Below are 25,520 nucleotides of genomic sequence, written 5' to 3' on the forward strand. Positions count from 1 at the left end.
CGCCGGGGAGACTTGAGGGGCGACCGCTCGATAGCAAGGTGCTGGAGGATCCGTGGACCTGTCCCTGTCGACTCGCAATGTGTCCGGACCGAGTGGCGACCGTACGGTCGTCGAGGTCGGTGGCGAGATTGATGTGTATACCGCGCCCAAGCTGCGCGAGCAGTTGGTCGAGTTGGTGAACGACGGCAGCTACCACCTGGTCGTCGACATGGAGGGCGTGGACTTCCTCGACTCGACCGGCCTCGGCGTGCTGGTGGGCGGCCTGAAGCGCGTGCGCGCGCACGAGGGCTCGTTGCGCCTGGTCTGCAACCAGGAGCGCATTCTCAAGATCTTCCGGATCACTGGTCTGACCAAGGTGTTCCCCATCCACACCACGGTCGACGAGGCCGTCAACGCCACCGACTGACGGTCGGCCGGCGTCGGAAGATGCAGGGGAGAACCGGGCCGACACGCCCGGTCCTCCGAGTTGCCCGCCCAGACGTTCCTAGGGGGACCGTATGGCCACCGTTGAACTCCGCTTCAGCGCCCAGCCCGAGCACGTCCGCACGGCCCGCCTCGTGGCGGCCGCGGTGGCGCGCCGGGCCGGGGTCGACGAGGCGGTTCTCGACGAGGTCAGACTCGCCGTCGGCGAGGCGTGTTCCCGTGCCGTCGGACTCCACCGGAGCAACGGGGTCACCACCCCCGTGAAGGTCGTGCTGACCGAGGAGGAGAAGACGTTCTCCATCGAGGTCGGCGACGAGGTCCCGGGCGCGGGCGTGGCGGCGGCCGATGCCGCCGGTGTGCCCGGTGCGCGGGACGAGGCTCCCGTCGAGGAGTTCGACGATGCCGACGGCGAGGACGAGATGGGTCTCGCCGTGATCCGCGGGCTCGTGGACGACGTCGAGGTGCGAGCGGGCGAGGAGGGCGGGGTCCTCAGGATGAGCTGGCCGACGACGCCGGCGATCGCGCTCCCCTGACCGAAACCGGTCATCCGAGATCATGAGAAGAGGCCCTGCCGAGCAGGGCCTCTTTTCATTTCTCTAGATCATCGATCATGCGTAAATGCTTTGGGCCCATTACCGCTTTCGGTGGGAAGATCAAGGCAATGGGGAATTCCGATTGCGGCGCCCTGTTTTGATCAGGTTCTGCTCCCTACAATCCGTCCACATCTTGAGCTCGCAACGTCAAGGAGGACGAATGGCGGGGCTCTTCAACCCAGAACTGGCCGGACACCCCACTTCTCTCGCCGCAGCGGTACTCACGGACGAGAACCGTACGATTGTGATCGTCATCGCGGCCGTCGCGCTCGCGGCCCTGCTCGTCGCCCAGCTGCTGGTACGCCAGGTGCTCGCCGCCGGTGAGGGCACCGACTCGATGAAGAAGATCGCCGCCGCCGTGCAGGAAGGCGCCAACGCCTATCTCGCACGGCAGCTGCGCACGCTCGCGATCTTCGCCGTCGTCGTGTTCTTCCTGTTGCTGCTGCTGCCCGCCGACAACTGGTCGCAGCGCGCCGGGCGCTCTCTGTTCTTCCTGGTGGGTGCGCTTTTCTCGGCGGCGACCGGATACATCGGCATGCGGCTGGCCGTACGAGCGAATGTACGAGTCGCGGCTGCCGCCCGAGAAGCGACACCGGCACCCGGAGAACCGGAAAAGGATCTGACGGCCGTCGCCCACAAGGCGATGAAGATCGCTTTCCGTACGGGCGGAGTGGTCGGCATGTTCACCGTGGGCCTCGGCCTGCTCGGTGCCGCCTGCGTCGTCCTCGTCTACGCGGCCGACGCGCCCAAGGTCCTGGAGGGCTTCGGCCTCGGAGCGGCGCTCATCGCCATGTTCATGCGTGTCGGCGGCGGAATCTTCACCAAGGCGGCCGACGTCGGCGCCGACCTCGTCGGCAAGGTCGAGCAGGGCATCCCCGAGGACGACCCGCGCAACGCCGCGACCATCGCCGACAACGTGGGCGACAACGTCGGCGACTGCGCCGGCATGGCCGCCGACCTCTTCGAGTCGTACGCCGTCACGCTCGTCGCCGCGCTCATCCTGGGCAAGGCGGCCTTCGGCGACCTCGGCCTCGCCTTTCCCCTGATCGTCCCGGCGATCGGCGTGGTCACCGCGATGATCGGCATCTTCGCGGTCGCCCCGCGGCGCGCCGACCGCAGCGGAATGTCCGCCATCAACCGCGGATTCTTCATCTCCGCGGTGATCTCCCTGGCTCTCGTCGCCATCGCCGTCTTCGCCTACCTGCCGTCCTCCTACGCCGACCTCGACGGCGTGACCGAGCCGGGGATCCACGACCACCCCGGAGACCCGCGGATCCTCGCCCTGGTGGCCGTCGCCATCGGCATCGTCCTGGCCGCCCTGATCCAGCAGCTCACCGGCTACTTCACCGAGACGACCCGGCGCCCGGTCAAGGACATCGGCAAGTCCTCGCTCACCGGCCCCGCCACCGTCGTCCTCGCCGGCATCTCCATCGGCCTGGAATCCGCCGTCTACACCGCCCTGCTCATCGGCCTCTCCGTCTACGGGGCGTTCCTGCTCGGCGGCACGTCGATCATGCTGGCGCTCTTCGCGGTCGCCCTGGCCGGCACCGGACTGCTCACCACCGTCGGCGTCATCGTCGCCATGGACACCTTCGGCCCGGTCTCCGACAACGCCCAGGGCATCGCCGAGATGTCCGGCGACGTCCAGGGCGCGGGCGCGCAGGTCCTCACCGACCTCGACGCCGTCGGCAACACCACCAAGGCCATCACCAAGGGCATCGCCATCGCGACCGCCGTCCTGGCGGCGGCGGCGCTCTTCGGCTCGTACCGCGACGCGATCGCCACCGCGGTCGCCGACGTCGGGGCCCAGGCCACCGGGATGACCCTCTCCATGGACATCTCGCAGCCCAACAACCTCTTCGGGATGGTCCTCGGCGCGGCGGTCGTCTTCCTCTTCTCGGGTCTCGCGATCAACGCCGTGTCGCGTTCGGCGGGGGCGGTGGTCTACGAGGTGCGGCGGCAGTTCCGCGAGCACCCCGGGATCATGAACTACACCGAGACGCCCGAGTACGGGCGCGTGGTCGACATCTGCACCAAGGACGCGCTGCGCGAACTCGCCACGCCCGGGCTGCTCGCCGTGATGGCCCCCATCGCGGTCGGATTCGCCCTCGGCGTCGGCGCGCTCGGCTCGTACCTCGCCGGCGCCATCGCCACCGGCACGCTGATGGCGGTCTTCCTCGCCAACTCCGGAGGTGCCTGGGACAACGCCAAGAAGCTCGTCGAGGACGGCCACCACGGTGGCAAGGGCAGCGAGGCGCATGCCGCGACCGTCATCGGCGACACCGTCGGCGACCCGTTCAAGGACACCGCGGGCCCGGCCATCAACCCGCTGCTCAAGGTGATGAACCTGGTCGCCCTGCTCATCGCGCCCGCCGTGGTGCAGTTCAGCTACGGCGACGACGCGAGCGGCGGGCTGCGGACGCTGGTCGCGATCCTCGCGATCCTCGTCATCGTCGGCGCGGTCTACGTCTCCAAGCGGCGCTCCGTGGTCGTCGGGGACGACACGAGCGACGGCACGGGTGACGAAGGCAACGCCGCGCGGCGGACGGCCGCCTCGCCGGACGCGCCGGTGATTTCGTAACACCAGATCAGAGGGCGGGTGGGCAGCACGTGTTGACGTGCTGCCCACCCGTCGTTCACGGCGGCGTGAGGCGTGTCTCGCTTGGTGCAATCGACTGCAATCGGGGATGAATCCGTCCCACGAAAGGTGGATGTCGCCCGTTCGGCGTGTATGTTCCGGGGCCGAGAGTCTTGGAAGGGACCGAACCGGTGAACAAGAAGCTTGCTGTCGCGCTGTCCGGCGCCGCTGTCCTGGTGCTCACGCTGTCCGGCTGCAGCGACGACGGCGACAAGGTGAACGACTGGGCCAAGACGGTCTGCGACCAGGCACAGCCCCAGATCCAGAAGCGGGCCAACGCTCAGCAGCTCATCATCTCGACGGCTGCGGACGGCAAGCCGGCCGACATCCAGGCCGCCGACTCCAAGGCCTTCCAGGACATCGCCGACGCCGACCGGGCGCTCGCCAAGTCCGTCCAGGACGCCGGGGCGCCGCCCGTCGAGAACGGCGAGACGCTCCAGCAGGACGCGGTCAAGGAGCTCAACGCCACGGCCGTGGCGTACGAGGGGCTGAAGAAGCAGGTCGACGCGCTCGACCCGCTCAACCAGCAGAAGTTCGCCGACGGTCTCCAGGACGTCGCCGACGGCCTGAAGAAGATCGAGAAGATGGACCAGGACGCGCTGGCGAAGCTGCAGTCCGGCGAGCTGGGCACGGCGATGGCGAAGCAGCCTGGCTGCCAGCGCGCGACCCCGTCGGCCGCCCCGAGCGGCCCGGCCTCCCCGCCGGCGGGCTCCACGCCGTCGGGCAAGGCGTCCGCCAAGCCGTCGAGTTCCCCGAGCAAGAGCAGCGGGCAGTAGCAGGCGGCAGGCAACGAGCCGTACGACGGGCCCCGGGCGCGCACGACCGCCCGGGGCCCTTCGCATGCCACGCGCCCTTGCCGGCCGGGGACTTCGACCCCCGGGTCCGGCGGTACGGGCGGGGCTGACGAGGCAATGTCCGCGGCGGCCGCCACAATGGTGGGGTGAGTACGACCAGCCTGACCTCCCGCCTCCCCGTGCCCGCGCACGCCGCCCGGCTCCGCGAAGCCCTGCTCGCCGCCGACTTCACCGCCGACGGCCTGCTCGAACGGCTCGGCGCCCCCGCCTACGCGGCGCTCGCCCGCAGCGAGACCGTGCCCGCGCTGCGGGCCACCCGGGGGGACTCCCCGCTGGAGACCCTCGTACGGCTCTTCCTGCTGCAGCGCCCCGTCTCCCGTGCCCGCGCCGCCGCCGCGCTGCCGCTGGAGGAGTGCCTGGAGGACGGCTGGCTGGTCCGGCCGGGCGAAGGCGGCGACGAGGAGGTCGGCGCCTCCGTCGACATCAGGCCGTACGGCGGCCCCGACGGGCAGGACTGGTTCATCGTCTCCGACCTGGGCTGCGCCGTCGGCGGGGCCGGCGGCATCGGCAGCAAGGAGGAGGGGGTCGTCCTGGGCGTCGGCGGCGCCTCCACCACGCTGGCCGGCATCACCGTCCGAACGCCGGTGTCCTCCGCGCTCGACCTCGGCACCGGCTCCGGCATCCAGGCCCTGCACGCCGCCCAGCACGCCACGCTGGTCACCGCCACCGACCTGAACCCGCGCGCCCTGGACTTCACCCGGCTCACCCTCGCGCTCTCCGGGGCCCGCGAGGCCGAGCTGCTCCAGGGCTCGCTCTTCGAGCCGGTCGACGGCGACACGTACGACCTGATCGTCTCCAACCCGCCGTTCGTCATCTCCCCGGGCGCCCGGCTCACCTACCGCGACGGCGGGATGGGCGGCGACGACCTGTGCCGCACGCTCGTACGGGAGGCCGGGGAGCGGCTCAACGACGGCGGGTACGCCCAGTTCCTCGCCAACTGGCAGCACGTCGAGGGCGAGGAGTGGCAGGACCGGCTGCGGTCCTGGGTGCCGCGCGGCTGCGACGCCTGGATCGTGCAGCGCGAGGTGCAGGACGTCACCCAGTACGCCGAGCTGTGGCTCCGGGACAGCGGCGACCACCGCGCCGACCCGGAGGCCTACGCGGAGCGGTACGAGGCGTGGCTGGACGAGTTCGAGGCCCGTAAGACCAAGGCGGTCGGCTTCGGCTGGATCACCCTGCGCAGGAGCGCGGCCGTCGCCTCCGGCGCGGTCGAGCCGTCGATCGTGGTCGAGGAGTGGCCGCACCCGGTCGAGCAGCCGCTCGGCGACACCGTGCGCGCCCACTTCGAGCGGCAGGACTATCTGCGGACGCGCGACGACGCGGCCCTGCTCGCCGACCACTTCACGCTCGCCCCCGAGGTCGTCCAGGAGCAGGTCGGGCTGCCGGGCGCCGAGGACCCGGAGCACGTGGTGCTGCGGCAGAACCGCGGCATGCGGCGCGCCACGAAGGTGGACCACGTGGGGGCCGGTTTCGCGGGCGTCTGCGACGGGACGCTCAGCGCGGGACGGATCCTGGACGCGATCGGCCAGCTGATGGGCGAGGACCCCGTGCTGCTGCGGGACCGCACGCCTCAGGCCATCCGGCTGCTCGTGGAGGAGGGCTTCCTGCTCCCCTCGTCCCCGGTGTGACCGACGCCGCGACACCCCCGGTGTGACCGACGCCCCGATGTGACCGACATCCCGAGGTGACGTGGCGAACGCGCCGCGTCACCGGGAGAGCACTACCGGCCATATTCGTGAACCCGTGCGGGACCGTCCGCGTCGTTCACCGGGAATTCGTACCCGCGACGCCGGGAGGTGCCAGCCTCGGCTTCCAGGGGCCACGGGGGCCCGGGAACGGAACGGGGTACGGGCATGGAGAGCGGGCCTGCGATCTTCGCCGGAACGGCGTTCGCGCTGTTCGGAGCCGCACTGCTGCTGTGGACGGGGGTACGCGTGGCCCACGGCGAACCCGTCGCGCAGGGGGTCGGGACCAGGACAGCCGCCACGCTGACGACGATCTTCGGACTGGTCTTCCTGCTGCTCGGAGTGTGGTGCTTCGGACGCGTGTGACGACGAGGTTCCGCTTGAGCCCGCCCCACCGGACCGGGAGTCCGGGCGGCAGGAATGCCAGGAGTCGGGTTACCGTTCGAGTGGCCGTTGCGGGCTTTTGCCGTTTGACACGGGGGCGGGTTGTACCGTCACACTCCGCAGCGGCGGCAGCGTCACCGTGCGTGCCGCCGCCGTGCGTGCCATGCGGAGTGCCAGCGCCGTACGTGCCACCGAGCGTCGACCGGAGAGAAGAGCGAAGTTGTCCCCGACCAGCGAGACCGCACAGGGCGGCCGCCGACTCGTCATCGTCGAGTCGCCTGCCAAGGCGAAGACGATCAAGGGCTACCTCGGCCCCGGCTACGTCGTCGAGGCGAGCGTCGGGCACATCCGAGACCTCCCCAGCGGCGCCGCCGAGGTGCCGGAGAAGTACACCGGCGAGGTGCGCCGCCTCGGCGTCGACGTCGAGCACGACTTCCAGCCCATCTACGTCGTCAACGCGGACAAGAAGGCCCAGGTCAGGAAGCTCAAGGAGCAGCTGGCCGGGGTCGACGAACTCTTCCTCGCCACCGATGAGGACCGCGAGGGCGAGGCCATCGCGTGGCACCTCCTGGAAGTTCTGAAGCCCAAGGTCCCGGTCCACCGGATGGTCTTCCACGAGATCACCAAGGACGCGATCCAGGAGGCCGTGCGCAACCCGCGCGAGCTGAACAAGCGGATGGTGGACGCCCAGGAGACCCGCCGCATCCTCGACCGCCTCTACGGCTACGAGGTCTCGCCGGTCCTGTGGAAGAAGGTCATGCGCGGCCTGTCCGCGGGCCGCGTCCAGTCCGTCGCCACCCGTCTCGTCGTCGAGCGCGAGCGCGAGCGCATCGCCTTCCGCTCCGCCGAGTACTGGGACCTCACCGGCACCTTCTCCACCGGCCGCGCCGGCGACCCCTCCGACCCGTCGTCGCTGGTCGCCCGGCTGAACACGGTCGACGGCAAGCGGGTCGCGCAGGGCCGTGACTTCGGCGCCGACGGGCAGCTGAAGACCGCGAACATCCTCCACCTCGACGAGGAGAAGGCGCGGGCGCTCGCCGCCTCGCTCGCCGACACCTCGTTCAGCGTCCGGTCGGTCGAGTCGAAGCCGTACCGCCGCTCCCCGTACGCCCCGTTCCGTACGACCACCCTCCAGCAGGAGGCGAGCCGGAAGCTGGGCTTCGGCGCGAAGGCGACCATGCAGGTCGCCCAGAAGCTGTACGAGAACGGCTTCATCACGTACATGCGTACGGACTCGACGATCCTGTCCGACACCGCCGTCTCGGCGGCCCGGGCGCAGGTCACGCAGCTGTACGGCGCCGACTACCTGCCGGAGAAGCCGCGTGTCTACGCGGGCAAGGTCAAGAACGCGCAGGAGGCGCACGAGGCGATTCGCCCTTCGGGTGATCGTTTCCGCACCCCGGCGGAGACCGGCCTGACCGGCGACCAGTTCCGGCTGTACGAGCTGATCTGGAAGCGGACCGTCGCCTCCCAGATGAAGGACGCGACCGGAAACTCGGTCACGGTGAAGATCGGCGGCCGCTCCGCGGACGGCCGGGACGCCGAGTTCAGCGCCTCCGGCAAGACGATCACCTTCCACGGCTTCATGAAGGCGTACGTCGAAGGGGCCGACGACCCCAACGCCGAGCTGGACGACCGTGAGCGCCGGCTGCCGCAGGTCGCCCAGGGCGACGCGCTCTCCGCCGAGGAGATCACCGCCGACGGCCACGCGACCAAGCCCCCGGCCCGCTACACCGAGGCCTCGCTGGTCAAGGAGCTGGAAGAGCGCGAGATCGGCCGCCCCTCGACGTACGCGTCGATCATCGGCACGATCCTGGACCGCGGTTACGTCTTCAAGAAGGGGACGGCGCTCGTCCCGTCGTTCCTGAGCTTCGCCGTCGTCAACCTGCTGGAGAAGCACTTCGGCCGGCTCGTCGACTACTCCTTCACCGCCAAGATGGAGGACGACCTCGACCGCATCGCGCGGGGCGAGGCCCAGGCCGTGCCGTGGCTGAAGCGTTTCTACTTCGGCGAGGGCGGCGACTCCGCGGAGGGCGGCGCGGCCGACGCGGGCAACGGCGACGGCGACCACCTCGGCGGGCTGAAGGAGCTGGTGACCGACCTCGGCGCGATCGACGCCCGGGAGATCTCCTCCTTCCCGGTCGGCGAGGGCATCATGCTGCGCGTCGGGCGGTACGGCCCGTACGTCGAGCGCGGTGAGAAGGACGCCGAGGGCCACCAGCGGGCCGACGTGCCCGAGGACCTCGCCCCCGACGAGCTGACGGTCGCGTACGCCGAGGAGCTGCTGGCCAAGCCGAGCGGCGACTTCGAGCTGGGCGTGGACCCGGTCAGCGGCAACCAGATCGTCGCGAAGGACGGCCGGTACGGCCCGTACGTCACCGAGATCCTGCCCGAGGACACCCCGAAGACCGGCAAGAACGCGGTGAAGCCGCGGACCGCCTCGCTCTTCAAGTCCATGGCGCTGGACACCGTCACGCTGGAGGACGCGCTCAAGCTGATGTCCCTGCCGCGCGTGGTCGGCGCGGACGCCGAGGGCGTGGAGATCACGGCGCAGAACGGCCGCTACGGCCCGTACCTGAAGAAGGGCACGGACTCGCGGTCGCTGACCGAGGAGGAGCAGCTCTTCACGATCACGCTGGAGGAGGCGCTCGCGATCTACGCGCAGCCCAAGCAGCGTGGCCGGGCGGCCGCCAAGCCGCCGCTGAAGGAGCTGGGCGTCGACCCGGTCAGCGAGAAGCCCGTCGTCGTCAAGGACGGCCGCTTCGGCCCGTACGTGACCGACGGCGAGACCAACGCGACCCTGCGGACCGGCGACAGCGTCGAGGAGATCACGCCCGAGCGCGGCTTCGAACTGCTCGCCGAGAAGCGTGCCAAGGGGCCGGCGAAGAAGGCGGCCAAGAAGGCGCCCGCGAAGAAGACGGCCGCGAAGAAGGCCACGCCGGCCAAGAAGACGGCGGCCAAGAAGACGGCCGCGAAGAAGACGACGACGGCGAAGTCCGCGGCGGCGAAGAAGACCACCGCCGCGAAGACGGCGGCGTCCAAGTCGGCCGCGTCCAAGCCGGAGTAGGCGTACGTACGCAGGTGTGAGGGGCGGGGTCCTTGGACACCCGTCCCTTACACGTTTCCCGGGCCCCCGACGTTTGTTCGGGTGCAGGCCACGGGGAGTCAGGGGGTCCGGATAGGGTGGACGGATGACGCGAGCAGAGCAGCCAGACTCCGACGTCGCGCTTGTCGCAGACTCCCGGGAGCGCGCCGTACGGGCGCTTTTGCGCCATCAGCCCCTCCGGAGACTGTGGAGCGCTCAGTTCGTCGGTGGGACCGGTGACGCGCTCGCCGTGCTCGTCCTGGTGCTCCTCGGACTCCAGGCCGCCGTCTCCGAGGGCGCCTTCGGAGGCGGATACCGGGGCGCGGCGCTCGCCGTCGCGGCGGTGATCGGCGCCCGGCTGCTGGCCTCGGTGCTGTTCGGGGCCGTCCTGCTCGGCCCGCTCACCACGCTGACCGGGCCCTCGGGCGTACTCGACCGCCGCTGGACGATGATCGGCGCCGACGGTCTGCGGATCGCGCTGCTCGTGATCGCTCCCCTGTGGATCGACTGGGTGCCGGACAAGGCGCTCGGCTTCCTGCTCGGCACCGTCTTCGTCACCGGCGCCGCCGAGCGGCTGTGGACCGTGGCCCGCGAGGGCGCGGCCCCCGCACTGCTGCCCGCGCCGCCGCTGGAGGGCGCCGCCGTACGCCCCCTGCCGGACCACCTCGACGCGCTGCGCCGGCTCTCGCTGCGCACCGGCTTCCTGGCCGTACCGGCGGCGGCCGCCGTGCTCCTCGTCGCCACGCTGCTCAGCAACCTGCTCGGCACGGGCATCGAGTGGTTCACGCTGCATCAGGCCGCGCTCGGTTCGTACGTCGCCGCCGGCCTCTTCGCCGCCTCCGTCTCCGTCCTCTACTTCATCGAGCTGCCCGGCGGGCAGACTCCGAGGCCGCGCTCGCCGCTGGAGGGCCTGCGCCGTCCCACGGCCGAGAAGGGCCGCACGGGCGCGGTCGGACTGCTCGTCCTCGCCTGCGCGACGGTCGCCGGAGCCGTCGCCGCCGCTGCGGCGGTCTCCGTCCTGCACGCGTACGACCTCGGCGGCGGCCCCGTCACCTTCGCCCTGCTCGTCCTGGCGCTGAGCGGCGCCACGGCCGTCGGCATCCGGACGGCGGGCTCCGTGCTCAGCGCCCTCTCCCGTCGCCGGCTCCTCGCCCTCGCGATCGCCCTCACCGGCGTCGCGCTGCTCGCGATGGGCCTCGTGCCGGACACGGCCACGGTGCTGCTCCTCGCCGTCCTCGCCGGCTACGCGGCCGGTGTCGCCGCCAACACCGGCCACACCCTCGTCGAGCAGGAGACCGAGGACGCCCGGCGCCCCCGCGTCACCGAGCACCTGCAGGCCGTCGCCCGGGTCGCCATGGCCGTCGGCGCGCTCGCCGCGCCGCTGCTCGCCGCCGCCATCGGGCCGCACCGGCTCGCCTCCGGCAGCTTCGTCTTCGCCCACGGCGGGGCCGCGTTCACCCTGATGCTGGTCGGCGCGCTGCTGCTGCCCGTCGCGGCCCTCGTGCTGGCCAAGACCGACGACCGCGCCGGCGTACCGCTCCGCCGCGACCTGCGCGACGCGCTGCGCGGCGCCGACCCCGTCCAGTCGCCCGCCCCGACCGGCTTCTTCATCGCCCTGGAGGGCGGCGACGGCGCCGGCAAGTCCACCCAGGCCGAGGCGCTCGCGGACTGGATCCGCGCCAAGGGCCACGAGGTCGTCGTCACCCGCGAACCGGGCGCCACCCCGATCGGCAAGCGGCTCCGCTCGATCCTGCTCGACGTCTCCAGCGCCGGGCTCTCGAACCGCGCCGAGGCGCTGCTGTACGCCGCCGACCGCGCCGAGCACGTCGACTCCCTCGTGAAGCCCGCCCTGGAGCGGGGCGCGGTGGTGATCTCCGACCGGTACATCGACTCGTCCGTGGCCTACCAGGGCGCCGGGCGGGACCTGTCGCCGACCGAGATCGCCCGGATCAACCGCTGGGCGACCGGCGGACTGGTCCCGCATCTGACCGTGCTGCTCGACGTCTCGCCGGAGACCGCGCGGGAACGGTTCACCGAGGCGCCGGACCGTCTGGAGTCCGAGCCGCCCGAGTTCCACGCGCGCGTGCGGGCCGGTTTCCTCGCCCTGGCCGCCGGTGACCCCGGCCGCTACCTCGTCGTCGACGCCGGCCAGGAGCCGGAGGCCGTCACCACCGTCGTCCGTCACCGGCTCGACCGGATGCTGCCGCTCTCCGAGGCCGAGGTGAAGGCCCAGGAGGAGGCGCGTCGGAAGGCCGAGGAGGAGGCCAGGCGCCGCGCCGAGGAAGAGGCCGCGCGCAAGGCGGAGGAGGAGCGGCTGGAGCGCGAGCGCCAGGAGCAGCTCGCCCGGCTCCGTGCCGAGGAGGAGGAGCGCAGGCGCCAGGAGGAGGAAGAGGCGCGTCGCCGCGAGGCGGAGCGCCAGGCCGAGGAGGCGCGTCTGCGCGCCGAGGAGGCCCGGCTGGCCGCCGAGGAGGAGCGCAAGCGGCGCGAGGCCGAGGAGAAGACCCGCCGCGAGGAGGAGGAACGCCGCCGCAAGCAGGCCGAGGAAGAGGCCCGGCTGCGCGCGGAGGCGGAGGAGCGCCGCCTGGAGAAGCAGCGCAAGGCCGAGGAGGCCCTGCTGCGTGCGGAGGAGGCCCGGCGCCTGGCCGAGGCCGCGGCGGCCAAGGCGGCGGAGGAGGCCGCGCGCAAGGCGGCGGCCGAGGCCGCGGAGAAGGCGGCCGCCGAGGCCGCGCGCGCCGAGGAGACGCGGAAGGCCGCGGAGGCGGCCCGTGCCGAGGAGACGCGGAAGGCCGCCGAGGCACAGCGGGCGGCGGAGGCGAAGCGCGCCGCCGAGGCCGCCGAGGCACGGAAGGCGGCCGAGGCCGCTGCCGCCAAGGCCGCGAAGGCCGCCCGCGCGGCGGAGGCGTCGGCCAATGAGGTGACCGTCGAGACCCCCGTGGTGCAGCCGAACGACGTGACGCAGGCGGTGCCCCGCGTCTCGCCGAACGAGGTCACCGTCCCGACCCCGATCGTGGACCCGGAGACCGTCCGGCCCGAGGCGGAGAAGGTCCGGCCCGGGACGGAGAAGGTCCGGCCCGAGGCGGAGACCTCGGTCCTGCCGCAGGTCCGCGAGGCCGACGAGACGGCGGTGCTGCCGCCGGTGCGGGGCGCCGACGAGACGGCCGTGCTGCCTCCCGTACGGGCCAAGGACCCGGTCGACCGCGTTCCGCCCGGCATCTTCCGCGACGAGCAGGCCGCCGGATCCAACGAGCAGACGCGCGAGCTGCCCCAGGTCGACGACCAGGGCCGGCCGCGCCGCCGCTCCGACTGGGCGGAGGAGACCCCGCTCGACGACCTCCCGACCCTGGCGGACGAGCTGCTCGGCCCGCACGACGACGAGGACGACGACCGCCGCCGACGCCGCTGACGCGGGGCGGGGGGCGAGGGGCCGGGGCTGACCGCCCCGGCCCCGTCGTGTTCCTCGCTTCGTGCGGCCGGTGGTGTCAGAGGGGTGCCCCACAATGGAGGGCGTACCTGAGGAGGGCACATGGCCGTATGGGACGACCTGGTCGGACAGGCGCGCGTCGAGGAGCAGCTCGCCGCCGCCGCGCGGGACGCCGACGCCCTCGTGACCGCCCACGCCGCCGGGGAGCCCGAGCCCGAGGCGTCCAAGATGACCCACGCCTGGCTCTTCACCGGCCCCCCGGGCTCGGGGCGGGCGACCGCGGCGCGGGCCTTCGCCGCCGCGCTGCAGTGCGTGAGCCCGGACCGGGCGCTGGGCGGGGCACCGGGATGCGGGTTCTGCGACGGCTGCCACACTGCACTCGTCGGGACGCACGCCGACGTGGAGGTCGTCCGCACGGACCTGCTCTCCATCGGTGTGAAGGAGACCCGCGACCTCGTCCGGCGCGCCCAGCTCTCACCGGCCAACGGCCGCTGGCAGGTGATCGTCCTCGAAGACGCCGACCGGCTCACCGAGGGCGCGGGCAACGTGCTCCTGAAGGCCGTCGAGGAGCCCGCGCCGCGCACGGTCTGGCTGCTCTGCGCGCCCTCCCTGGAGGACGTGCTGCCGACCATCCGCTCCCGCTGCCGCCACCTGACCCTGCGTACGCCCGCCGTCGACGCGGTCGCCGACGTGCTCGTACGCCGCGACGGCATCGACCCCCGGATCGCGGCGGCCGCCGCCCGCGCCACCCAGGGCCACATCGACCGCGCCCGCCGGCTGGCCACCGACGAGCGCGCCCGCGCCCGCCGGGCCGTCGTCCTCAAGCTGCCCCAGCGCGTCGGGGACATCGGCGGCTGCCTCAAGGCGGCCCAGGAGCTCGTCGACGCGGCGGGCGAGGACGCCAAGCAGGTCGCCGAGGAGATGGACGTCAAGGAGACCGAGGAGCTGAAGGCCGCGCTCGGCGGCGGCCAGGGCTCGCGGATGCCGCGCGGCACGGCCGGTGCGATGAAGGAGCTGGAGGAGCGGCAGAAGCGGCGCAAGACCCGTACGCAGCGCGACAGCCTGGACCTGGCGCTCACCGACCTCACCGGCTTCTACCGTGACGTGCTCACCCTGCAGCTGCGCACGCGGACCCCGATCGCCAACGAGGACGTGCGGGACGCGGTGGAGCGGATCGCCCAGGACACCGCACCCGAGCGGACCCTGCGCCGGATCGAGGCGGTGCTCGCCTGCCGCGAGGCGCTGGACCGGAACGTCGCCCCGCTGCTGGCGGTGGAGGCGATGACCATGGCCCTGCGCGACTGATTGGACACGGTCCGTACCCGTACGGATACCCTCCGGACATGGACTCCAGGCGTTTGCTCCGTACGTCCGCCACGGCCCTCGCGGCCGCCGGGCTGATCCTCTCCGGCTGCACGGGCGGCAGCGACGCCGCCGCGCCTTCGGGCCCTTCGGCGGCAGCGCCGCCCGCCGCGCCCACCACACCGGACCCGGCCCTGGCGAGCTTCTACGGACAGAAGCTCGCCTGGCGCGACTGCGGTGTGCCGAAGTTCCAGTGCGCGACGCTCCGCGCCCCGCTCGACTATGCGAAGCCGACGGCCGGCGAGGTGAAGCTGGCCGTCTCGCGGGTCGCGGCTAGCGGCCCGGGCAAGCGGCTCGGCTCCCTCCTGGTCAACCCCGGCGGCCCCGGCGGCTCCGCCGTCGGCTACCTCCAGGCGTACGCCGGCATCGGCTACCCCGCCCCGGTCCGGGCGCGGTACGACATGGTCGCGGTCGACCCCCGCGGAGTGGCCCGCAGCGAGCCCGTCGAGTGCCTGACGGGGCCCCAGATGGACACGTACACCCAGATCGACCAGACGCCGGACGAGGCGGCCGAGACCACGGCCCTGACCACGTCGTTCCGGGGCTTCGCGACGGGCTGCCAGAAGCTCTCGGGCCCGGTCCTGCCCCATGTCTCCACGGTCGAGACGGCGCGGGACATGGACATCCTGCGGGCCGTTCTCGGCGACGCGAAGCTGAGCTACGTCGGCGCCTCGTACGGCACCTTCCTCGGCGCGACCTACGCCGAACTGTTCCCCGGCAGGGTGGGCCGCCTGGTCCTCGACGGCGCGATGGACCCCTCGCTGCCCGCGGTCGACCTCAACCGCGACCAGACCGCCGGCTTCGAGACCGCCTTCCGGGCCTTCGCCGCCGACTGCGTCGAGAAGCCGGACTGCCCGCTCGGCACGGGCTCCGTCGACGCGGCCTCGGACGCGCTGAAGGGCTTCTTCCGCTCCCTGGACACCAACCCCGTGCCGACCGGCGAGAGCCGGAAGCTCGGCGAATCCCTGGCGACGACCGGGGTGATCGCGGCGATGTACGACGAGGGGGCCTGGCCGCAGCTGCGCGAGGCGCTGACGAGCGCGATGGGCGGCGAGGGCGCGAGCCTGCTCGCCCTGGCCGACAGCTACTACGAACGCGAGCCGGACGGCACGTACGCGAACCTGATGTACGCCAACGCGGCCGTGAACTGCCTCGACCTCCCGCCGGCCTTCACCGGCCCGGCGGACGTCGAGAAGGCGGTCCCGTCCTTCGAGAAGGCGTCCCCCGTCTTCGGCAAGGGCCTCGCCTGGGCCGCCCTGAACTGCGCCTACTGGCCCGTCCCCCCGACCGGCCGCCCGCACCGCATCACGGCCGACGGCGCCGCCCCGATCGTCGTCGTCGGCACCACCCGGGACCCGGCGACCCCCTACAAGTGGGCCCGGTCCCTCGCGGCCCAGCTCGCCTCCGGCTCGCTCCTGACGTACGAGGGCGACGGCCACACGGCGTACGGCCGCGGCAGCGACTGCATCGACTCGGCGATCAACACCTACCTCCTGGAGGGCACGGTCCCGAAGGACGGCAAGCGCTGCACGTGAGGGGTGTCCTGGACCACGCGAAGGGTGGTCAGGAGCACCCCGGGAAACTGTGTAGACTTGGCGTCGCTGCTGCACCCACCATGGGAACGCACAGCATGCCGCCTTAGCTCAGTTGGCCAGAGCAACGCACTCGTAATGCGTAGGTCTCGGGTTCGAATCCCGAAGGCGGCTCCACGGAAACCCCAGGTCGGATCTCATCCGACCTGGGGTTTTGTGGTTCGCCGAGCACGCTGCCGGACGGGCTCACTGGAGCAGCGGGATGAGGGACAGGGCGAGGCCGATCACGCCCACGGCCAGGCCCGCCACCTCCCACGGGCGGTCCCGGACCACCTCGGTCAGAGTGCGGTGAAGGGGGCCGGGAAAGCTCGGGGGGAGACCCTGCAGGCCTCCCGGGAGGGTGGTGTCGAGCCGCACGAGGGCGGTCACGTTGAGACTCGCGTGGCCGATGCGGAAGTCCGGGTCGAGGATGTCGTCCTTCTTCGACCAGCGGGATCCCGGGCCCAGGAGGAGGCGTTCCGCTTCCGTCTTCAGCTGGAAGAACGTGACACGGTACGCACTCACGGCCCCGAACGTGCGGGACGGCTGGACCGCCTCGACCGTGCCGAGGTCGACGAGGGTGTCCCGGTCCGGGGCGTACTGGTAGCCCGCCAGCTCCTCTTCGAGTTCTCTGATCGCGGCCGCCCGGTGGTCGGCGTCGGTGGCCCGGACGTGACCGCCCGGCAGTTGGTACTGGCGGGCCCGCTCGTCGTACTGCAGGAGGTAGTGGGCCTGTTCACCCTTGCCGCGACGTCGCGCCTTGACGACGACCTGGACGACGTCCACCTCCCGCAGCGGCACGGCCGCGGGATCGAGGGACAGGCGACGGTTCTCCGCCAGATAGAGGAACTGCGGTCCGGCGAGCACCTGATGGTCGGTGTACGGGCCGGCCACCGTGCCTGCCCGCTCCCAGTTGTCGAGCATCTCGCGACCGCTGCGCACGTAGGCGGCGAGTGAGCGCAGGAAGTACGCGGCCTGAGGACTGACGACCGCGGTGGCCGGGGTGCCGTCCGGTGCGGCCTCCGCGCGCACGACGCCGAACACGCCGACCAGGGCGAGCACGGCGGCGACCGAGGTGTCGGCCTCCGGGGGTTCGAGCCCGGCCCGGCGGCCCAGCTCCCGCGCCGTGACGGGGGCGGATCCCCATTGCGCGGCCAGACAGTCCAGGAGGTCCGCCGTTCTCGCACGCTCCGCTTCGGTCATCGCTCATCGCCTCCGTCCTGGCTTCCGTCCTGGCTTCCGGTTTGGCTTCCGGTTCGGGTTCCGGTTTGGCTTCCGTCCTGGCTTCCGCCGGGATCGGCGGGCTCGTCGGGCCGGCGGATGCAGTGGACGCCGGGCTTGATCTCCGCGAGCTCCCAGCCGTGTTGCCTGACCAGGCCCGTCAGGGGTTGCCTGGCGGTGATCCCCTTGTAGGCCTCCAGGCCCCAGCGGGACCTGAGACGGCTGCCGAGCTCGGTGAGCATGGGCTTCCGGTCCTGGGCGGCCAGCTCGCGCAGCACGTCGGCGATGTCCGCCGCGATGTCCGGGGCGGTGCGTGCCGCGGGCACAGCTGCCGTTCTCCGTACGCGGGAGGGATGGGGAGGCTTGCCCACCAGTTCCCACCCGGGCTCCTGGAGAAGCTTCTTGCGCAGCGACCGGCCGCCCTCGGGACCGACCACGGTGGCGAAGTTCGCGCCGAGAGAAGCGTTGAGCGCCGACCGGACCTCGGACCACGTCGGATCCTCCGACCCGTTCCGCAGCCGCAGTTGGTCCACCACGGCGGACAGGGCCTCGCCGAACGTGGGCAGGGGCGTGGACGGGGGCCGCGGCGTCGGCGGGGCCGCGGGCGCGGGCGCGGGCACCTCGGGCTTCTTCCCGGACACCTCGCCCTCCTGGCGAGGGAGGTTCACCCGGCCGAACACGGGCTCGGCCGTGGGGGCCAGCGTCGCCCTCCGGCCCGTGCCCTCGCGGTGCAGCCAGTCCAGCCCGCCCCACAGCAGGGACAGATCGGCGAGGCCCAGGCGTTCGGCCAGGGACTGGCACCCGTTGAACCGGGCTTCCAGCCACTCGGCCAGGGTGGCTTCGGGGACGGGGGAGGAGCCTCGCGCCACCTGGGCGTCCATCTCGTCCCGCAGATCACTCTCGACCCGGTCCCACAGACGGTCGGCGGGGATGAGTTCGTCGTCCACGACCGTGGCGCTCGGCGGGAGCAGCTCCACCTCCCGCGCGGTGCTGCCACCGCCCTTGCCGCTAGGCTCCGCCTTCATCCAGAGGAGCTGGCGGGTACGGGGGACCTCCTGGGGCGGGCTCAGAACGTCGTCGAGACGCAGCGTGGCGTACTGGTTGTCCGCGTGGACGACCACGGCGGTGCGGCTCTCCTCGTTGACGGTGAGGACTTGGCCCAGCACCTTGTGGCTCGGGCGCGGGCTCGGGAGCCACTCGGCCGGTTCCTTCACGGACCGCCGCGACTGCGCGGACCGGGGGGCCTGCCCGGCCGGTTTCGGGAGGGGAGAGCCGAGGAGCCGGATCTCGGGGTCGTCCTCGTCGCCGAAGTACTGCACCTGGCCGGACTGTTCCAGGAGGGCTTCGACATCGGCGCCGTCGTAGCGGTACCTGGCTCGGACGCGGTCGACCAGATCGGACAGACTCGCCGTCCGCTCCACTTCGTCCCAGGCCCGGAGCAGTGACAGGCAGAAGTTCAGCTTCTGCTCGTCGCTGATTTCGGCGGCATGCGCCAGGATCTCCTCGGTGGAGAGCACGGGCCGATCCGCGGCCCCGCCCGCCCCTGCTCCGACTCGTGCCGTGTCCGCCTCCGGGCCGGCCGTCCCGCCCTCGGCCGGCGCCGCCGCCAGAGCCGTCCACAGCAGCTGGCGCGCGGTCACGCCCTCCGGATGGTGACCCCGCTCCACCTCGTAGGCCCGCAGCCCGCTCGAACTCATCCCCAGATAGAAGTTGACCTCCGTGTTCTCCTCGCCGTCGAGGAAGCCACCCCGCTGGGGGCGGAAGTCCGCGGAGACGCGTCCGGCGAGCATGATGGTGCCCTTCAACTGCGAGTACACACCGTCCAGCACGCCGTTGACCCGCTGCAGCGGTTCGGGGTTCTTCCAGAACGTCCGCTTGCGGTCCCACTCGCCGAGGTCGGTGTCCGAGATCACCGGGTACCACTCCGGGCCCTTCGCCAGCCATAAGGGCGACCAGGTGGACCGGCCGAGCACCAGTTGGCTGCTCTGCTGCTGCGCGTACCGGAACTGCTCGGTCTGATTGCTGTTCCCGCTGAACCACTGGTGGAACAGGAGGCAGTACCGGTAGTAGTGGGCGCGCCAGGAGGGGAAGCGGTCCAGCCACAGCTGGAGCTCGGAAAGGCTCTCCGTGATGTCGAACTCGGGCAGCTTCCTGTACGCCTCGAACCACAGCCGGTAGTCCTCCTCCCGGCAGTCGTGGCGGGACAGGTTCTGCCGGGCCAGCTGCACCACGCGCCTCAGTTCGGCATGGCTCAGGGGAGTCCCGTCGGCCTCGCTCCTCAGGTGGTACGCGTGGGCGAGAGCCCGTCGGACCGCCGTGTTCGACTGCCGCCCCGCGACGGCCAGTTCCCAGGTCTCGACAGCGGCGTTCAGGTCGCCGTGCAGACTCCTGATGGCCGCGTGGCAGCTCGCGATGTACGTGCTGTGCCCGTCCAGGGTCGCGTAGGCACGGGTCGCGTCGCGCAGCAGGTCCCTCGCCTCGGCGACCTTCAGTTTCACCCACTCGCCGGCCGACGCCGGCAGGTCCGTGATCGACTTCACCCGCGCCGCCGCCTTCATGGCCCGGGCGACGTCGATGATCGACTGGACGTGGGTGATGTAGGCGTAGCGGTTCTCCTTGTTGATCCGGCGCGAGGTGACGAAGCACTCGACGGTGCGCTCGTAGTGGGCCTCGACCACGCTCATCACGGCGGCCAGGCCGTGCGACCGTGCCTCGTTCAGCTCCTCCTTGAGGATCTTCTTGCGGGTCAGGCCGAGCGCGTGGTGGTGGATGAAGTCGTTCTCGTCCAGGGCCACCGCGCGGGAGACGTACTCCTCCGCCTTGGCGTACCCCTCGTTCAGCCGGTAGATCTGGTGGCGTCCCAAGTGGGTCCAGTAGTGCGGATCGTCGGGGACGCGCTCGGTGAGCGAACGCAGCACCGCGTGTGCCGAGTAGTCGTCCAGACGGTCGATGAGCGGCGCGAACTGGCCCCGGTCCTCCACTCCGTCCACGGTGCCGCCCTGGCGGTCCACGAACAGCTGCTTCAGGAGCAGCCGGATCGGCTTCGAGGAGGTGTCGGTGTTGAAGGCGAGCGCCTCGATGAAGTCGATCGACTGATCCTTGAGATGGGCGTCCCAGTTCTCGTCCATGAGGATCTCGACGAGCGCCTGTTCGGCGATCAGCTGGTGCTGGAGCCGCACCCGGCCGGCGCGCACGGTGACCAGGCGCGCGGCTTCAGGGCCCAGCACGTCGGAGAGCTCCAGCAGGGTCGTGCCCGGCGCCAGGCGCATCAGTTTCTGGACGGTGTCCCGCTGGAGGCCCGAGTTCGAGAAGATCGTGACGATCGCGAGGTACGTCATCACCTTCGCGGCCTGCCCCCGGACGTTCTCCAGGTGCGTCTTCACGTAGTCGGAGAGCTTGGTGAAGTTCCGCTCGAAGGTGACCAGGCCGTAGAAGAACGGGGTGCGGTACTGCTCGTACTGCTGCTGTGACAGCTTGCGCAGCTCGGAGAGCCGGGAGGGATCGACGACGAGCTGCTTGTAGCGCCGCTCGAACTCCCGGGTCTCCGTGGCGTCCAGCAACTCGGTGACCTGCAGGGCGTCGCTCTCTCCGTCCGCCACCACACGCCGGACGTAGAGCATGGTGACCCTGGCGCCCCGCTTGCTCAGCTCCTGGTAGAGCATCTCGCGGTCGGACTCGCTGAGATCGCCGGATTCGGCCACGAGAAGAACGGGCATCTGCGTCCGGCTGTACAACAGGTCGATCCGGGCGGCGATGAGCGCGACGCGGGAGCGGTCGACGGCGATGCCGTGGGGCAGAACGGCCACGGGGTACTCGTGGTGCAGGTCCCACGCGGCGCGCAGCGCGACCGTGGTGCCTCCGGCTCCCGGCAGGTGGCGGAGGAGAACCGTACGGATGTGGTGGTTCTCCAGGCTGTCGCGCAGCGCCGCCATCAGGTCGTTCGCGACGGTACGGGGGACGTCGCGGTCGGCGTCGAGGTCGGACCAGCGGATGAGGCCACCACGCCAGAACTCGTCGTTGTAAGGGACCGGTGTGGCCGGCTCGGTCAGCTCGATCCCGTCGTGCAGCACCACGAGGTGTTCGCGGAGCCGCTGCATGGTGTCGGGCGAGATCGCGGCCGTCTTCTGCTCGAGCGACGGCAGGGTGAAGTCGGTCTGCTCGGGCTCCTGACCCAGCGTGTCGCTCAGCCGGTCGAGGAAGGCGGGCAACGGCAGCGGTACACGCGTCGCCTCGACACGAGTGGCGAGGGGGGACTGCCCGATGTGCAGGAACGTGCCCCGGCCCTGCAGCATCTCGTCCACGGCTTCGAGCGTCCGCAGCAGCCGGTCCCGCTCGAGTCCGCCTTCGGAGCCGTCGCCGTTCCCTTCGAGAACGACGACGAAGACCGGGGTGTCGCCCACCGACTCCCGGAAGGACGCGGCCAGCCGCCTGATGGCGCTCAGGCGCCGGTAGCCCCAGTTGCGCAGATCCTCGGGGGGCTCGTTGAGCAGGACCGAGCCGACCGCCAGCATCCAGGCGGTGCCGCGGCCGTAGTCGACCTGCGGCTGGTTCTGGGTGAACAGATGCACGGCGCGCTGGGCGTCGAGGACCGGTTTCGCGCGATGCTGCAGTCCGTCGTCGTCCGACCTGGGGTCCAGATCCAGGACCACGGACCAGGGGATCCGGCCGAGAGCGGCCACGGTGTCGACGGCCGGCATCCGTTCGGCGATCAGCACGTACCGGCCCGCGTGGGACGCGAATCCCGATGTCGCGTCCCACAGCGACTGCCAGAGCGTCTCCTCCGCCTCCGTCCGCCTCTGCTCGTCCGGACCGGCCGGTTCGCTCCGCTGCCCGGCCGACGCTTCCACCGCCGGGTCCGAGCCGTCGATGCCGTAGACACTGTCGTAGTGGAAGGCGTAGCACCCGGCGTACGCGAGACAGAGCCGTGCCTTGGGACTCCCCGGCTCGAACCGTCTGGCCCAGAGCAGTCCCGTGACCATCCGGACCAGCATGAACTGGCGCTCCAAGTGGTCCATCCGCCCCTGCTGGGCGGAGGTCCACTGCCGGATGCCCCGGCGCGAGGACTCCAGGAAGGCCATCAGCCAGTCGGTGCCGTCCGGGATCTGGCGGGGGGAGATTCCCTCGGCGCTGGTCAGGCACCGGCTCAGGACGACGGGGTCGAGGTCGGGGAGGAGATTGACCAGGACGCTGACCTCGAGATAGGCGAGGTCGAAGCCGACCGCGCCGTGGCGTGTCCGGTCGAGGTCGACGATCCAGTACCCGGAGTCGACACCGGCCAGCTCGCTGGAGGGCACCAGCAGGTTGCCCGTGTGGAGGTCCCCGTGGCAGAAGCCGTACATGAGCGGCACCTGCTCGCCCCGGCCCGGACCGAGGACCTTGCGGGGGTCGACGAAGGTCTGTCCCCCGGTCACCTCATGTCTGCCGTCGGGGAAGAACGCCTCGGCGCCGTCGAGGCATTCGGTGGCGCGGGGTGCACCCCCGGCCAGGTCGACGAGCAGCTCGTGGGGCGTCTGTTCGCGCATCTCGTGCGGGAGCGCCCAGGCGGTCAACAGCTCGTGGGACAGCCGCTCCGCCGTCAGTTGCAGGGCTGTGGAAGGGCCGCGGGGTGAGACGTAGCGGTGGGTACCGCCTCCCGCCAACTGCTGCAGGGAGACCACCAGAGGTCTGGAGCCGTCGTCGGCCTCGACGGTCCTGATCCTCAGCAGGCGGGGAATGTGGTTCTCGGCGAACTCGGGTGCGGCGTCCCGAAGTTTGTTGTGGGCGGCGAGCTCGTTGCGCTGGACGAGACCGTCGTCGGCCGGTCCGACCCGTACGACGTAGGAGCCGGGCTCGAAGTCGGGGCCCGTCGTACCGCTGATGTCGACCTCGAGGAGACGGGCCTCGTCGCGGCCCTGGGGCATACCCCTGTAGACGCGCTTCGCCTCGGGTAACCAGTCCTCCATCGCCTTGTCGACAGCGATGCGTTGAGCTTCCGTCAGTTCAGGAGCGCTGCCCACGTTTCCCCCGACATATCCGAGTGAACACCGTTCGTTGGTTTTACCACGGTCGCGGCACCGTGCGCCGTGACAACCGCGAGGTCGCCGTTCCGGCAGGCGGGCGTCGGTGGCGGTGCGGAGTTCGGGGACGTAGAACACCTTCGAGGCATCCGCCTGTACGCGCCCAACGAAGAGGACATTCATGAACACCGTCGTCGAACAGATACCCGCTCCGGACGAGTTCGTTCCCAGTGAGCGCACACGATTGCGGCGGATGCGGCACAAGGGGAGTCATCGGCGGGAGGATCTGGACGCCGTGCTCGCCGCCGGGTTCCTCTGTCATCTCGGGGTCGTCGTCGACGGCACGCCCATGGTCGTGCCCACCGCCTACGGCACCGAGGGCGACCGGCTCTACGTGCACGGTTCCGTCGCGAGCCGGAGTCTCGTGCAGGCGCCCGGTGCCACCGTCTGCGTCACCGTGACGCACGTCGACGGACTCGTGCTCGCCCGCTCCGTCTTCGAGCACGGCGTCAACTACCGGTCCGCCATGGTCTACGGCGTTCCGCGGGAGGTGACCGATCCCGCGGAGAAGCTGCTCGGGCTGCGGGCGCTCACCGAGCAGTGCGCGCCGGGGCAGTGGGAGTACGCCCGGCAGCCCAGCCGTAAGGAGCTGGCGGCGACCTCGCTGCTCGCCCTCGACCTCACCGAGGCGTCGGTCAAGATCGCTTCCGGTCCGCCGGACGACGGTGACGGTCCCGACGCCGAACTGGGGCTCTGGGCCGGGGTCCTGCCCGTCGTCACCGCCTTCGGCGCGCCGGTCGCCGACCCGGTCCTGCCGGCCGGTGCCGAACCGCCCGCGCACATCGCGGCCCGCGCGGGCCGTCCGGCGGTCGTACCCGCCACCGGGTAGGAACGCTTAAGCGTTCCCGTAGAACAATTTGATTGTGCTGATGCGTCGGGGTGCGGCAGGTTCGAGGGCATGCGATCCGACTCACCCTGGCGCGTCCCCGACTTCCGTACGCTCTTCTCCGCGGCCGTCCTCAGCCAACTCGGCACCAACGTCGGATACGTGGCCGTTCCGCTGATCGCCGTCGAGGCCCTGGACGCGAGCCCCGGCGAGGTCGGGGTGCTCGCGACCCTCTCCACCCTCGCCTTCCTGCTCATCGGCCTGCCCGCGGGGGCGTGGGTGGACCGGCTGCCGCAGCGCCGGATGCTCATCGTGGCGGACGCGGTCCGCGGGCTGCTCCTGGCCTCCGTGCCCGTCGCCTGGTGGTGCGACGCCCTGACCCTCGCGCAGTTGTACGCCGTCGTGCTGCTCAGCGGCTGCGCCACCGTCTTCTACGACGTCACGGGCCAGAGCATCCTGCCCCGCTTCGTCGGCCGCGACGGCCTGGTCCCCGCCAACGCCGCCATGGTCAGTCTGATGGCGGCCACCAACGTGGCCGGACGCGGCGCGGGCGGCGGCCTGGTCCAGCTGCTCACCGCGCCGCTCGCGGTGGCGGTCACCGCGGTCAGCCATCTGGCCTCCGCCGTACGGCTCCTGTGGCTCAAGGAGACGGCCGCTCCCGCGGCCCCGCCCACGGTCCCGCCCACGGCCTCTCCCCGCCGGACGCGGGAGCCGCTGCGGGTCCAGATCGCCACGGGCGTACGGCACGTCCTCGGGAACAGGGAGCTGCGGGCGCTCGCCCTGTCCGCCTCGCTCACCAACCTCGGCTCGCAGATCCTCAACACGATGATGCCGGTCCTCTTCGTCCGTGAACTCGGCCTCTCCGCCGGTGTCCTCGGCCTCTACTGGGCGGCCGGCGGCGTCGGCCTGCTGCTCGGCGCCCGCTGCGCACGCGCCGTGGCGGCCCGCCTCGGGTTCGGCCGTACGCTCGGTCTCGCCGGGCTCGTCCTCGCCCCCGCCGGCCTCCTCGTCCCGCTCGTCGGGCACGGTCCCTGGCTCTGGATCGCGGGCGCGGGGTGGCTGTGCGCCATGTTCAAGACCGGAATGGACAACGTCCTCGGGGTGAGCCTGCGCCAGCGGATGACCCCGGACGCGCTGCTCGGCCGCATGAACGCGACCTTCCGCTTCCTGCTCACCGGCGCCATCGCGATCGGCGCCGCGATCTCGGGCCTCCTGGGCGAACTCGTCGGTCTCCACGCCACCCTGTGGGTGGGCGGTTCCCTGCTCGCCTGCGCCTTCCTCCCGGTCTTCCTCTCGCCCGTCCGAACCCGACGGGCACTTCCGGCGGAGGCGCAGGAGCCGGGGAGCGCCCGCCCGGCGCCGCTTCCACGTGTACGGGAGGGGTGACCCCTCGCCCCTCCG

At 71.7% G+C, this 25,520-nt stretch carries 14 protein-coding genes and 1 tRNA gene; 13 read left to right on the forward strand and 2 right to left on the reverse strand.

The window, feature by feature from the left end:
* Positions 1-52 precede the first annotated feature (52 nt).
* From ACFVGW_RS31085 to ACFVGW_RS31135, 11 genes are all read left to right on the forward strand, one after another.
* On the forward strand, positions 53-406 hold the full coding sequence (locus tag ACFVGW_RS31085; protein ID WP_137988538.1) for an STAS domain-containing protein: 354 nt from the start codon (positions 53-55) through the stop codon (positions 404-406).
* Between the two features lie 91 nt (positions 407-497).
* Positions 498-956, forward strand: coding sequence for an ATP-binding protein (locus ACFVGW_RS31090; RefSeq protein WP_352187699.1), 459 nt, complete (start codon positions 498-500; stop codon positions 954-956).
* 220 nt (positions 957-1,176) lie between these two features.
* Positions 1,177-3,597, forward strand: coding sequence for a sodium-translocating pyrophosphatase (locus ACFVGW_RS31095; RefSeq protein WP_385854275.1), 2,421 nt, complete (start codon positions 1,177-1,179; stop codon positions 3,595-3,597).
* 188 nt (positions 3,598-3,785) lie between these two features.
* Positions 3,786-4,430 (forward strand): small secreted protein, encoded by a 645-nt coding sequence (locus ACFVGW_RS31100; RefSeq protein WP_385854276.1) that lies wholly within the window; start codon positions 3,786-3,788, stop codon positions 4,428-4,430.
* A 164-nt stretch (positions 4,431-4,594) separates the two neighbouring features.
* Positions 4,595-6,136 carry a methyltransferase gene (locus tag ACFVGW_RS31105; RefSeq protein ID WP_385854277.1) on the forward strand — a complete coding sequence of 514 codons (1,542 nt, stop codon included), beginning with the start codon at positions 4,595-4,597 and terminating at the stop codon, positions 6,134-6,136.
* A 225-nt stretch (positions 6,137-6,361) separates the two neighbouring features.
* Positions 6,362-6,559 (forward strand): hypothetical protein, encoded by a 198-nt coding sequence (locus ACFVGW_RS31110; protein WP_352187703.1) that lies wholly within the window; start codon positions 6,362-6,364, stop codon positions 6,557-6,559.
* Between the two features lie 238 nt (positions 6,560-6,797).
* Positions 6,798-9,644 (forward strand): type I DNA topoisomerase, encoded by a 2,847-nt coding sequence (gene topA / locus ACFVGW_RS31115; protein ID WP_385854278.1) that lies wholly within the window; start codon positions 6,798-6,800, stop codon positions 9,642-9,644.
* A gap of 124 nt (positions 9,645-9,768) precedes the next feature.
* Entirely contained in the window at positions 9,769-13,065 is a 3,297-nt protein-coding gene (tmk, locus tag ACFVGW_RS31120) for a dTMP kinase (RefSeq protein WP_385854279.1), read from the forward strand.
* Between the two features lie 120 nt (positions 13,066-13,185).
* Entirely contained in the window at positions 13,186-14,388 is a 1,203-nt protein-coding gene (locus ACFVGW_RS31125; protein ID WP_385854280.1) for a DNA polymerase III subunit delta', read from the forward strand.
* Between the two features lie 38 nt (positions 14,389-14,426).
* Entirely contained in the window at positions 14,427-15,980 is a 1,554-nt protein-coding gene (locus ACFVGW_RS31130; RefSeq protein ID WP_385854281.1) for an alpha/beta hydrolase, read from the forward strand.
* A 97-nt stretch (positions 15,981-16,077) separates the two neighbouring features.
* Positions 16,078-16,154 (forward strand) — tRNA-Thr (locus tag ACFVGW_RS31135).
* Between the two features lie 69 nt (positions 16,155-16,223).
* On the opposite strand, the gene ACFVGW_RS31140 is transcribed toward ACFVGW_RS31135, so the two are convergent.
* On the reverse strand, positions 16,224-17,219 hold the full coding sequence (locus ACFVGW_RS31140; protein ID WP_385854282.1) for an NUDIX domain-containing protein: 996 nt from the start codon (positions 17,217-17,219) through the stop codon (positions 16,224-16,226).
* Positions 17,216-23,233: a hypothetical protein gene (locus ACFVGW_RS31145; protein ID WP_385854283.1), complete on the reverse strand. Its 6,018-nt coding sequence runs from the start codon at positions 23,231-23,233 to the stop codon at positions 17,216-17,218. The genes ACFVGW_RS31140 and ACFVGW_RS31145 overlap by 4 nt, the downstream gene beginning before the upstream one ends.
* Positions 23,234-23,414: 181 nt before the next feature.
* Between ACFVGW_RS31145 and ACFVGW_RS31150 the strand changes: the two genes are divergently transcribed.
* Positions 23,415-24,122 (forward strand): pyridoxamine 5'-phosphate oxidase family protein, encoded by a 708-nt coding sequence (locus ACFVGW_RS31150; protein WP_385854284.1) that lies wholly within the window; start codon positions 23,415-23,417, stop codon positions 24,120-24,122.
* A 69-nt stretch (positions 24,123-24,191) separates the two neighbouring features.
* Entirely contained in the window at positions 24,192-25,505 is a 1,314-nt protein-coding gene (locus ACFVGW_RS31155) for an MFS transporter (RefSeq protein ID WP_385854285.1), read from the forward strand.
* Positions 25,506-25,520 lie beyond the last annotated feature (15 nt).

This window comes from Streptomyces sp. NPDC127129 (genome assembly GCF_042671585.1).
Lineage (GTDB): Bacteria > Actinomycetota > Actinomycetes > Streptomycetales > Streptomycetaceae > Streptomyces.

What these genes read in the sequence shown, in the direction of transcription:
- ACFVGW_RS31090 (WP_352187699.1), top strand. Translation starts at nt 498, where the DNA reads ATGGCCACCGTTGAACTCCGCTTCAGCGCCCAGCCCGAGCACGTCCGC.
- ACFVGW_RS31095 (WP_385854275.1), top strand. Translation starts at nt 1,177, where the DNA reads ATGGCGGGGCTCTTCAACCCAGAACTGGCCGGACACCCCACTTCTCTC.
- ACFVGW_RS31110 (WP_352187703.1), top strand. Translation starts at nt 6,362, where the DNA reads ATGGAGAGCGGGCCTGCGATCTTCGCCGGAACGGCGTTCGCGCTGTTC.
- tmk (WP_385854279.1), top strand. Translation starts at nt 9,769, where the DNA reads ATGACGCGAGCAGAGCAGCCAGACTCCGACGTCGCGCTTGTCGCAGAC.
- ACFVGW_RS31125 (WP_385854280.1), top strand. Translation starts at nt 13,186, where the DNA reads ATGGCCGTATGGGACGACCTGGTCGGACAGGCGCGCGTCGAGGAGCAG.
- ACFVGW_RS31130 (WP_385854281.1), top strand. Translation starts at nt 14,427, where the DNA reads ATGGACTCCAGGCGTTTGCTCCGTACGTCCGCCACGGCCCTCGCGGCC.
- ACFVGW_RS31140 (WP_385854282.1), bottom strand. Translation starts at nt 17,219, where the DNA reads ATGACCGAAGCGGAGCGTGCGAGAACGGCGGACCTCCTGGACTGTCTG.
- ACFVGW_RS31150 (WP_385854284.1), top strand. Translation starts at nt 23,415, where the DNA reads ATGAACACCGTCGTCGAACAGATACCCGCTCCGGACGAGTTCGTTCCC.
- ACFVGW_RS31155 (WP_385854285.1), top strand. Translation starts at nt 24,192, where the DNA reads ATGCGATCCGACTCACCCTGGCGCGTCCCCGACTTCCGTACGCTCTTC.